The organism is Streptomyces niveiscabiei (assembly GCF_001419795.1).
In the GTDB taxonomy this organism is placed as follows: Bacteria; Actinomycetota; Actinomycetes; order Streptomycetales; family Streptomycetaceae; genus Streptomyces; species Streptomyces niveiscabiei.
This window is the reverse complement of record NZ_LIRL01000273.1, coordinates 1-10,656: the sequence shown is the minus strand read 5'-3', so window position 1 is coordinate 10,656 and position 10,656 is coordinate 1. Positions and strand designations below refer to the sequence as shown.

11 protein-coding genes are annotated in these 10,656 nt (G+C 69.8%); all 11 read left to right on the top strand.

Translation table 11 applies throughout. The features are described 5' to 3' along the window. Window positions 1-333: 333 nt before the first annotated feature. The coding region (gene rpsB, locus AOK24_RS14665; RefSeq protein WP_079056815.1) for a 30S ribosomal protein S2 at window positions 334-1,188 on the top strand (855 nt) is incomplete at its 5' end. Window positions 1,189-1,326: 138 nt separating this feature from the next. Beyond that, window positions 1,327-2,163, top strand: coding sequence for a translation elongation factor Ts (gene tsf / locus AOK24_RS14660; RefSeq protein ID WP_055720511.1), 837 nt, complete (start codon window positions 1,327-1,329; stop codon window positions 2,161-2,163). Window positions 2,164-2,324: 161 nt separating this feature from the next. Further along, a complete protein-coding gene (gene pyrH, locus AOK24_RS14655; RefSeq protein ID WP_055720510.1) occupies window positions 2,325-3,074 on the top strand; it encodes a UMP kinase in 750 nt (249 codons plus the stop codon). Between the two features lie 118 nt (window positions 3,075-3,192). Continuing rightward, window positions 3,193-3,750: a ribosome recycling factor gene (frr, locus tag AOK24_RS14650; RefSeq protein WP_055720515.1), complete on the top strand. Its 558-nt coding sequence runs from the start codon at window positions 3,193-3,195 to the stop codon at window positions 3,748-3,750. Next, on the top strand, window positions 3,750-4,781 hold the full coding sequence (locus AOK24_RS14645) for a phosphatidate cytidylyltransferase (RefSeq protein WP_055720509.1): 1,032 nt from the start codon (window positions 3,750-3,752) through the stop codon (window positions 4,779-4,781). The genes frr and AOK24_RS14645 overlap by 1 nt, the downstream gene beginning before the upstream one ends. A gap of 64 nt (window positions 4,782-4,845) precedes the next feature. Further along, window positions 4,846-5,025 carry a hypothetical protein gene (locus tag AOK24_RS14640; protein WP_109364418.1) on the top strand — a complete coding sequence of 60 codons (180 nt, stop codon included), beginning with the start codon at window positions 4,846-4,848 and terminating at the stop codon, window positions 5,023-5,025. Window positions 5,026-5,059: 34 nt separating this feature from the next. After that, window positions 5,060-6,166: a dual-specificity RNA methyltransferase RlmN gene (gene rlmN, locus AOK24_RS14635; protein WP_055720507.1), complete on the top strand. Its 1,107-nt coding sequence runs from the start codon at window positions 5,060-5,062 to the stop codon at window positions 6,164-6,166. Between the two features lie 159 nt (window positions 6,167-6,325). After that, window positions 6,326-7,372 (top strand): thiamine ABC transporter substrate-binding protein, encoded by a 1,047-nt coding sequence (locus tag AOK24_RS14630; protein WP_055720514.1) that lies wholly within the window; start codon window positions 6,326-6,328, stop codon window positions 7,370-7,372. Window positions 7,373-7,386: 14 nt separating this feature from the next. After that, window positions 7,387-8,985: an ABC transporter permease gene (locus AOK24_RS14625; RefSeq protein ID WP_055720506.1), complete on the top strand. Its 1,599-nt coding sequence runs from the start codon at window positions 7,387-7,389 to the stop codon at window positions 8,983-8,985. Next, on the top strand, window positions 8,986-10,011 hold the full coding sequence (locus AOK24_RS14620) for an ABC transporter ATP-binding protein (protein ID WP_055720505.1): 1,026 nt from the start codon (window positions 8,986-8,988) through the stop codon (window positions 10,009-10,011). It begins immediately after the preceding gene. Window positions 10,012-10,020: 9 nt separating this feature from the next. Beyond that, window positions 10,021-10,656 (top strand): maleylpyruvate isomerase family mycothiol-dependent enzyme (locus AOK24_RS14615; RefSeq protein ID WP_055720513.1); only part of this gene is annotated, 636 nt, incomplete at its 3' end.

Here is a 10,656-nt window from a genome sequence, read left to right as displayed (position 1 = left end):
GGGTGGGGGGTTACCGGCCAGGTTGTGGTCGGGGGGAGCAGGAGCAGCAGGGCGTAGAGGGTTTTGGGCATACGTAGAGCGTTGTCCTCGGGGGGCGTCCGCGTTCACGCCTGTGGAGTACTTCCCGGTTGTGGACAGCGGCGTCATCCGGGGGTGTACGCGTCCCGTACACTTTTAGCGGCGATCCGGGTCACCGGGTCGACTTCGCACGCCCCGGTACGGGGCCGGAAACGGTCCGTACTCTGCGCCTCTCGGTCCTCGTGGCTCGGCGCATCGCGGGCGTCAGGCGCGGGAACCGTCCGGTTTCCGCGGCACAACCGAGAAAACTAGGNNAAGATGAAGCGCTTCATCTTCACCGAGCGCAACGGCATCTACATCATCGACCTGCTCCAGTCGCTGTCGTACATCGACCGCGCCTACGAGTTCGTCAAGGAGACCGTCGCCCACGGCGGCACGGTCATGTTCGTCGGCACGAAGAAGCAGGCGCAGGAGGCCATCGCCGAGCAGGCGACCCGCGTCGGCATGCCGTACGTCAACCAGCGCTGGCTGGGCGGCATGCTCACCAACTTCTCGACCGTCTACAAGCGCCTCCAGCGCCTGAAGGAGCTCGAGCTCATCGACTTCGAGGACGTCGCCGCGTCCGGTCTGACCAAGAAGGAACTCCTCGTGCTCTCGCGCGAGAAGGCCAAGCTGGAGAAGACCCTCGGTGGTATCCGCGAGATGTCCAAGGTGCCCAGCGCCGTCTGGATCGTGGACACCAAGAAGGAGCACATCGCCGTCGGCGAGGCGCGCAAGCTGAACATCCCGGTCGTCGCGATCCTCGACACCAACTGCGACCCCGACGAGGTCGACTACAAGATCCCGGGCAACGACGACGCGATCCGCTCCGTCACCCTGCTCACCCGCGTCATCGCCGACGCCGTCGCCGAGGGCCTCATCTCCCGTTCCGGCGTCAACACCGGCGACAAGGGTGACAAGGCCGCCGCCGAGCCGCTCGCCGCCTGGGAGCGCGACCTGCTCGAGGGCGAGAAGAAGGCCGACGAGGCCCCCGCCGCCGAGGCGCCCGCCGCCGAGGCTGCTGAGACCCCCGCCGAGGCGCCCGCCGCTGAGGCTCCGGCCGAGGAGGCCCCGGTCGCCGAGGCCGCCGCCGAGGTCGAGGCCCCGGCCGCCGAGGCCGAGCAGGCCTGATCCGCCACCGTCAGCGTTGACGGCGGGGGCGACGACATCCGAGTCGCCCCCGCCGTTCACCCGCAGGTCCCGCGCCACCGCTACACGTAGGCCGGGACCGGGTAGATCTTCCAGACTTCGAGAAAGACTTACAGACTCATGGCGAACTACACCGCCGCCGACGTCAAGAAGCTCCGCGAGCTCACCGGTGCCGGCATGATGGACTGCAAGAAGGCCCTGGACGAGGCCGACGGCAACGTCGAGAAGGCCGTCGAGGCGCTGCGCATCAAGGGCCAGAAGGGCGTCGCCAAGCGCGAGGGCCGCTCCGCCGAGAACGGCGCCGTGGTCTCGATCATCGCGGACGACAACTCCTCCGGCGTCCTCGTCGAGCTGAAGTGCGAGACCGACTTCGTCGCCAAGGGCGAGAAGTTCCAGGCCGTCGCCCAGCAGATCGCCGAGCACGTCGTCAAGACGTCCCCGGCCGACCTCGCCGCCCTCCTCGGCTCCGAGATCGAGGCCGGCAAGACCGTCCAGGCCTTCGTCGACGAGGCCAACGCCAACCTCGGCGAGAAGATCGTCCTCGACCGCTTCGCGCAGTACAGCGACGGCTTCGTCCTCGCGTACATGCACCGCACGATGCCCGACCTGCCCCCGCAGATCGGTGTCCTCGTCGAGCTGGACAAGCCGAACGCCGAGGTCGCCAAGGGCGTCGCGCAGCACATCGCCGCGTTCGCGCCGAAGTACCTCACCAAGGACGACGTCCCGGCCGAGATCGTCGAGTCGGAGCGCCGTATCGCCGAGGAGACCACCCGCGCCGAGGGCAAGCCCGAGGCCGCGATCGCCAAGATCGTCGAGGGTCGCGTGAACGGCTTCTTCAAGGACGCCACGCTGCTCGGCCAGCCCTACGCGCTGGACAACAAGAAGTCCGTCCAGAAGATCCTGGACGAGGCCGGTGTCACCCTGAAGCGCTTCACGCGTATCAAGGTCGGCATCTGAGTCCGTACCGCGACGAGCACCCGATCCCGATAAGGTCGGGTGCGCGTGACGGACGACCGCAGATCTGACAAGGAGGCCATTGCCGCGCACGGGTTGCGAACACATCCCACCGGCAGTGGCCTTCTTCGTATGTGCACCACGTGAAAGAGACGGGATCACCCATGACCCAGAAGAGCGACGACGGCAAGGTACGCGGCCGGTTCATGCTGAAGCTGTCCGGCGAGGCGTTCGCCGGTGGCGGCGGCCTGGGTGTGGACCCCGACGTGGTGCACAAGATCGCCCGTGAGATCGCCGCGGTCGTCCGCGACGGCGCGCAGATCGCCGTCGTCATCGGCGGCGGCAACTTCTTCCGGGGCGCCGAACTCCAGGTCCGCGGCATGGACCGGGCCCGCTCGGACTACATGGGCATGCTCGGCACCGTCATGAACTGCCTCGCCCTCCAGGACTTCCTGGAGAAGGAGGGCATCGACAGCCGGGTCCAGACCGCCATCACGATGGGCCAGGTCGCCGAGCCGTACATCCCGCTGCGCGCCGTGCGCCACCTGGAGAAGGGGCGCGTCGTCATCTTCGGCGCGGGCATGGGCATGCCGTACTTCTCCACCGACACCACCGCCGCCCAGCGCGCCCTGGAGATCGACGCCGAGGCGCTCCTCATGGGCAAGAACGGCGTCGACGGGGTCTACGACTCCGACCCGAAGACCAACCCGGACGCGGTCAAGTTCGACGCGCTCGGCTACGGCGACGTCATCACCCGCGACCTCAAGGTCGCCGACGCCACCGCCATCACGCTGTGCCGCGACAACAAGCTGCCCATCCTCGTCTTCGAGCTGCTGGCCGAGGGCAATATCGCGCGCGCCGTCAAGGGTGAGAAGATCGGCACTCTGGTGGGTGACCAGGACACCCGGGCCTGACCGGGGGATGGACAATGTCCTGCCGGTCGGGAACCGTGCAGGAAGAAGACGCGACGCAGCCGGCCGCCGCCGACAGGCACCCGCAGCCGGGCCTACTCAAGACACGCAGGAGCAAGTGGTGATCGAAGAGACCCTCCTCGAAGCCGAGGAGAAGATGGAGAAGGCCGTCGTGGTCGCCAAGGAGGACTTCGCCGCGATCCGCACCGGCCGTGCGCACCCGGCGATGTTCAACAAGATCGTGGCCGAGTACTACGGGGCACCGACGCCGATCAACCAGCTGGCCTCGTTCTCCGTGCCGGAGCCGCGCATGGCCGTCGTCACCCCGTTCGACAAGACGGCGCTGCGCAACATCGAGCAGGCGATCCGGGACTCCGACCTCGGGGTCAACCCCAGCAACGACGGCAACATCATCCGCGTCAACTTCCCCGAGTTGACCGAGGAGCGGCGCCGCGACTACATCAAGGTCGCGCGCGGCAAGGCCGAGGACTCCCGGGTCTCCATCCGCGCCGTGCGCCGCAAGGCCAAGGACACCCTGGACAAGCTCGTCAAGGACAAGGAGTCCGGCGAGGACGAGGTCCGCCGCGCGGAGAAGGAGCTCGACGACCTGACCGCGAAGTACGTCGCTCAGGTGGACGAGCTGCTCAAGCACAAAGAAGCGGAGCTGCTCGAAGTCTGATGAACGACTCTTCCTGGGGGGCGCCGCCACAGTCCGGGCAGGCCGGGTATTGGGGGGGCGCTCCGGCGGGTCCCGCGTACGATGCGCCGCAGGCGCAGCAGACTCGCCCCATGCCCATCGTGCCCCACGACGAGACCCCGTCGGCGCAGCCCCAGGCGGCGGTGCCGCAGAATCCGGAGCCCATGGCCGACGAGCGGCAGCCCGCGCCGCAGAAGAAGAGCGCGGGGCGTGACCTGGGCGCGGCCATAGGGGTCGGGGTCGGGCTCGGGGTGGTGATCGTCGCCTCGCTGTTCATCGTCAAGGCCGTGTTCGTCGGGGTGATAGCGGTCGCCGTCGTCGTCGGGCTGTGGGAGCTGACCAGTCGGCTCCAGGAACGCAAGGGGATCAAGGCGCCGCTGGTGCCGCTCGCCGTCGGCGGTGCGGCGATGGTCGTCGCCGGGTACGTGCGGGGGCCCGAGGGGGCCTGGGTCGCCATGGCGCTCACGGCCCTCGCGGTGCTGGTCTGGCGGATGACGGAACCTCCCGAGGGATACCTCAAGGACGTCACCGCCGGGGTCTTCGCCGCGTTCTACGTGCCCTTCCTGGCCACGTTCGTCGCGCTGATGCTCACCGCAGACGACGGGCACCGCCGGGTGGTCGTCTTCCTGGTCCTGACGGTCGTCAGCGACACGGGGGCGTACGCCGTCGGCTGGCGCTTCGGCAAGCACAAGCTCGCGCCCCGCATCAGCCCCGGCAAGACCCGCGAGGGCCTGTTCGGAGCGATCGCGTTCGCCATGGTCGCGGGCGCCCTGCTCATGCAGTACGTCATCGAGGACGGCACCTGGTGGCAGGGCCTCCTCCTCGGCCTCGCGGTCGCCGCGAGCGCGACGCTGGGTGACCTCGGCGAGTCGATGATCAAGCGGGACCTGGGCATCAAGGACATGGGAACCCTGCTGCCGGGCCACGGCGGCATCATGGACCGGCTGGACTCTCTGCTCCCCACGGCGCCGGTGGTGTGGTCGTTGCTGGTGCTGTTCGTCGGTTCCGGCTGAACCCGCTCGAAGCGTGGAGCCCTCGCCCTTCCTGGGCGGGGGCTCTTTGCGTAGGGTGCCGCGCATGGCGTGGGGGAGACGGGGGTACGGCGAGCTGCCGTGCGAGTACTGCGGTGAGCCCGTCCCGCAGAACGGGCGGCGGTTCCGGAAGAAGTACTGCGGGTGGAAGCACCGGAGGAAGGCGTCGCGGCTCAGGAGGGTCTTCGATCTGATCGACGGCCTCATCGACTTGATCACGAGCTGAGGCACCCTCCCGAGTCTGCGACACTGGACGAGCTATGCCTAAGCCTGGAGAACTTACTTTCGTTGCCCCCCGCGGAGCCAAGAAGCCGCCGCGGCATCTTGCTGATCTCTCGCCCGCTGAGCGGAAAGAGGTCGTTGCCGAGGTCGGGGAGAAGCCGTTTCGTGCGAAGCAGCTTTCGCAGCACTATTTTGCGCGGTACGCGCATGATCCGGCGGAGTGGACTGATATTCCGGCGGGGGCGCGGGGGAAGCTTCAGGAAGCGCTGTTTCCTGAGCTGATGAGTGTCGTGCGGCATCTGTCGACCGATGAGGGGGCCACTCGCAAGACGCTGTGGCGGCTGTTCGACGGGACGCTCGTCGAGTCGGTGCTGATGCGGTACCCGGACCGGGTGACGATGTGTATCAGCTCGCAGGCCGGGTGTGGGATGAACTGCCCGTTCTGTGCGACGGGGCAGGCGGGTCTCGACCGGAATCTGTCCACCGCCGAGATCGTGCACCAGATCGTGGACGGGATGCGGGCGCTCCGGGACGGGGAAGTGCCTGGAGGGCCTGCCCGGCTCTCCAACATCGTCTTCATGGGGATGGGCGAGCCGCTCGCCAACTACAAGCGCGTCGTCGGTGCCATTCGCGCGCTCACCGACCCGAACCCCGACGGGCTCGGGCTCTCGCAGCGCGGGATCACCGTGTCGACCGTAGGGCTCGTCCCGGCGATCAACCGGTTCGCGGACGAGGGACTCAAGTGCCGGCTCGCGATCTCGCTGCACGCGCCTGACGACGAGCTGCGCGACACCCTCGTACCCGTCAACACCCGGTGGAAGGTCCGCGAGGTGCTGGACGCCGGGTTCGAGTACGTGGAGAAGTCGGGGCGGCGGCTGTCGATCGAGTACGCGCTGATCCGGGACATCAACGACCAGGGGTGGCGCGGGGACCGGCTGGGGCGGCTGCTGCGGGGGAAGCCCGTGCACGTCAATCTCATTCCGCTCAATCCGACGCCCGGCTCGAAGTGGACCGCGTCGCGGCCCGAGGACGAGAAGGCGTTCGTGGAGGCGATCGCGGCGCACGGCGTGCCGGTCACCGTCCGGGACACCCGGGGGCAGGAGATCGACGGGGCGTGTGGACAGCTCGCCGCTACCGAACGGTAAGCTCGTAGTCGTACAGTCATATATCCGACAGGGGAGCGCGACAGCGCTGAGAGTGCGGCGAACGGGCCGCAGACCCTCTGAACCTCGCCCAGGTCATTCTGGGTAGGAAGTTCGGTCATCACCGTGAAGAAGTTCGTCGTCGTCGCCGTGGGTCTCGGCATGGTCGCGCTGTCCGCGTGCGGATCATCGGACAAGTCCGATGGTCAGGCCGCTTCCGGCTCGGGGTCCAAGACCGTCACCCTCGTCAGCCACAGCTCCTGGGCCGTCTCCAAGCCCGTCCTCGCCGCCTTCGAGAAGACCTCCGGCTACCAGGTCAAGGTCCTCACCGACGGCGACGCCGGGCAGGCCGTCAACAAGGCGATCCTGACGAAGGACAACCCGCAGGGCGACGTCTTCTTCGGCGTCGACAACACCCTCCTGTCCCGCGCCCTCGACAACGGCCTCTTCCAGCCGTACGAGGCGAAGGGCCTGGCGCAGGTCGGCGAGGAGTACCAGCTCGACGCGGGCAAGCACCGGGTCACGCCGATCGACTACGGCGACATCTGCGTCAACTACGACAAGAAGTACTTCGCCGACCACAAGCTCGCGCCGCCGGCGTCGTACGACGACCTGATCAAGCCCGAGTACAAGAACCTGCTGGTCACCGAGAACGTCTCGACGTCCTCGCCGGGGCTCGGCTTCCTACTGGGGACGGCCGCGAAGTACGGGGACGACGGCTGGCAGGACTACTGGAAGAAGCTGAAGGCGAACGGCGTCGAGGTCGTCGACGGCTGGGACCAGGCGTACAACGAGGCGTTCTCGGGGTCGGCCGGCGGCAGGAAGGCGAAGGGGGACCGGCCGCTCGTCGTGTCGTACGCGTCCTCCCCGCCCGCCGAGGTGATCTACGCCGACCCGAAGCCGGCGACCGCGCCGACCGGGGTCGCCGAGGGCACCTGCTTCCGGCAGGTCGAGTTCGCCGGGCTGCTCAGCAACGCGAAGAACACGGCGGGCGGCAAGGCGCTGATCGACTTCCTGATCGGCCGGGAGTTCCAGCAGGACATGCCGCTGAACATGTTCGTGTACCCGGTGCTTCGAGGGGCCGCCGTACCGGCCGAGTTCACGAAGTTCGGCCCCGCCGCGAAGTCCCCCGCGACCATGGCCCCGGCGAAGATCGCCGCCGAGCGTGACGACTGGGTCAAGACGTGGGCCTCTCTCGTCCTCAAGTAGTCCGGCTGGGCCTGATGGCCCTGCCGCTCGCGTTCTTCGGGATCTTCTTCGCCTACCCGGTCGTCGCGATCCTGCTGCGCGGCCTGCACGCGGACGGCACCTGGCAGCTCGGCCGGCTGTGGGACGTCCTCGGCCAGTCCGACATCCGGCACGTCCTGTGGTTCACGACCTGGCAGGCCCTCGCGTCCACCGCGCTGACCCTGCTGATCGCCCTGCCGGGCGCGTACGTCTTCGCCCGCCTCGACTTCCCCGGCCGCAGCGTGCTGCGCGCGGTCGTCACCGTCCCGTTCGTGCTGCCGACGGTCGTCGTCGGTACGGCGTTCCTGGCGCTCGTCGGCCGGGGCGGCCTCACCGACGAGCTGTGGGGCGTACGGCTGGACACGACCGTGTGGGCGATCCTGCTGGCGCACGTCTTCTTCAACTACGCGGTCGTCGTGCGGACCGTCGGCGGGCTGTGGGCGCAGCTCGACCCGCGGCAGGAGGAGGCGGCGCGGGTGCTGGGGGCGTCGCGGCTGCGGGCGTTCGCGAGGGTCACGCTGCCCGCGCTCGGGCCGGCCGTCGCGGCTGCCGCGCTGATGGTGTTCCTGTTCACGTTCACGTCGTTCGGGGTCGTGCAGATCCTCGGCGGGCCGACGTTCTCGACCCTGGAGGTCGAGATCTACCGGCAGACGTCCGAGATCTTCGACCTGTCGACGGCCGCTGTGCTCACGGTCGTCCAGTTCGCGGCGGTGGGGGCGATCCTCGCGGTGCACGCGTGGACCGTACGGCGGCGGGAGACGGCGCTGCGGCTGGTGGACGCGTCGCTGACGGCGCGCAGGCCGCGCGGGGGGCAGTGGGTGCTGCTGGCGGGGGTGCTCGTTTCCGTCGCCTTGTTGCTGCTGCTCCCGCTCGCCGTCCTGGTCCAACGCTCCCTCGGGGGAACGGACTTCGCGTACTATCGGGCGCTGACCTCCGACGACGGGAACGTGTTCCTGGTGCCGCCGATCGAGGCGGTCGGCAACTCGCTGGAGTACGCGGTCGTCGCGACCGGGATCGCCGTGCTGATCGGGGGCCTGGCCGCCGCCGCGCTCGCCCGGCGTGATGCGGGGCGGCTGGTGCGGGGGTTCGACGCGCTGCTGATGCTGCCGCTCGGGGTGTCGGCGGTGACCGTCGGGTTCGGGTTCCTGATCTCGCTCGACGAACCGCCGCTGGATCTGCGGAGTTCGTGGCTGCTCGTGCCGCTCGCGCAGGCGCTCGTGGGGGTGCCGTTCGTGGTGCGGACGATGCTGCCGGTGCTGCGGGCGGTGGACCAGCGGCTGCGGGAGGCCGCCGCTGTGCTCGGGGCGTCGCCGTGGCGGGTGTGGCGGGAGGTCGATCTCCCTTTGGTGCGGCGGGCGTTGCTCGTCGCGGCCGGGTTCGCATTCGCTGTGTCGCTCGGGGAGTTCGGGGCGACCGTGTTCATCGCGCGGCCCGACAATCCGACGCTGCCCGTCGCCGTGGCGCGGCTGCTGGGGCGGGCCGGGGAGCTCAACTACGGGCAGGCGATGGCCCTTTCGACGATCCTGATGCTGGTGTGCGCGGTGGCTCTGCTGGTGCTGGAGCGGCTGCGGACCGAGCGGAGCGGGGAGCTGTAGATGCTGAGGCTTGAGGGTGCGACCGTGCGGTTCGGGGGGCGGGCCGTGCTGGACGCCGTCGATCTGGAGGTCGGGGAGCACGAGGTGGTGTGTGTGCTCGGGCCCAGCGGGAGCGGGAAGTCGACGTTGCTGCGGGTGGTCGCCGGGCTTCAATCCCTCGACGCCGGGCGGGTGTTGCTTGGAGGGAAGGACCAGGGCGGGGTGCCCGTGCATCGGCGGGAAGTGGGGCTGATGTTCCAGGACCATCAGCTGTTTCCGCAGCGGGATGTCGCCGGGAACGTCGCGTTCGGGCTGCGGATGCACGGTGCCTCGCGGGGGGAACAGGCGTCGCGGGTCGAGGAGTTGCTCGACCTCGTCGGGCTGCCGGGGGCCGGGCGGCGGGCCGTGGGGGCGTTGTCCGGGGGTGAGCAGCAGCGGGTCGCGCTGGCGCGGGCGCTGGCTCCCCGGCCACGGCTGCTCATGCTGGACGAGCCGTTGGGGCAGCTGGACCGGTCGCTGCGGGAGCGGCTCGTCGTCGAACTCCGGGAGCTGTTCGGGGGGTTGGGGACGACCGTGCTCGCTGTCACGCACGACCAGGGGGAGGCGTTCGCCCTCGCCGACCGGGTCGTCGTGATGCGGGACGGGCGGATCGCCCAGTCCGGTACGCCGCTCGATGTGTGGCAGCGGCCCGCCGACGCGTTCGTCGCGCGGTTCCTCGGCTTCGAGAACGTCGTATCCGCCTCGGTCCAGGGGGAGTTCGCGCTCACGCCGTGGGGGAAGGTGCCGGTGCCCGCCGGGTCGGCGCAGGGGGAGCGGGACGTGCTGGTGCGGGCCGCCGGGGTGCGGATCGGGGAAGGGGTGCGCTGCACCGTCGTGGGGCGGACCTTCAAAGGGACGCACGTCGCCGTGCAGTTGGCGCCCGAGGGGGGTGCGCCCCGGCTGGAGGCGGCGGTGGCCCTGCGGGCGGCGCCGGCCGTCGGGGACGTCGTCGGGGTGGGGTTCGACGCGGCCGAAGTGGTCGTTCTCGGCGGGGACGAATCGGTCTAGCGTCGGGGTATGACGCTTCTTTCGCACGACCGTTACTGCGACGAGATCGCCCTGCGGGTCGGGGAGCTGAGGGCCGTGGTGGGGTCCGGGGTGGACCTTGGGGCCGCCGTGCCGACCTGTCCGGAGTGGTCCGTCGAGGATCTGGTGCGGCATGTCGGGGGCGCGCTCGGGTGGGTCGAGCGGATGGTGCGGGCGCGGTCCGAGGAACGGCTGCCCGAGGTCGCCGCGCCCGAGTTCGCGGGGGATGCCGGGGCGCTCGGGGCGTGGCTGGAGGAGACCGGGCGCGGGGTCGTGGAGGCGCTGCGGGACGCCGGGGCCGAGGCGCGGGTGTGGGCCTGGGCGGACCGGTGGGACGCCGGGTTCTGGGCGCGGCGTATGGCGCACGAGCTGACCGTGCACGGCGCCGACGCGGCGTTCGCCGCCGGGGTGCCGTACGGCGTCGCGCCCGAGGTCGCCGCCGACACGCTCGACGAGTGGCTGGAGATCGTCGTGTGGGTGCAGCGGAACATGCCGCACATGGCCGCCGAGGAACTGCGGGAGGCGGCCTCGCGGGGGAGCCTGCATCTGCACGCGACCGATGTGCCGGGGGCCGAGTGGATCGTGGAGTGGGGGGCCGACGGGGTGACGTGGCGGCGGGGGCACGAG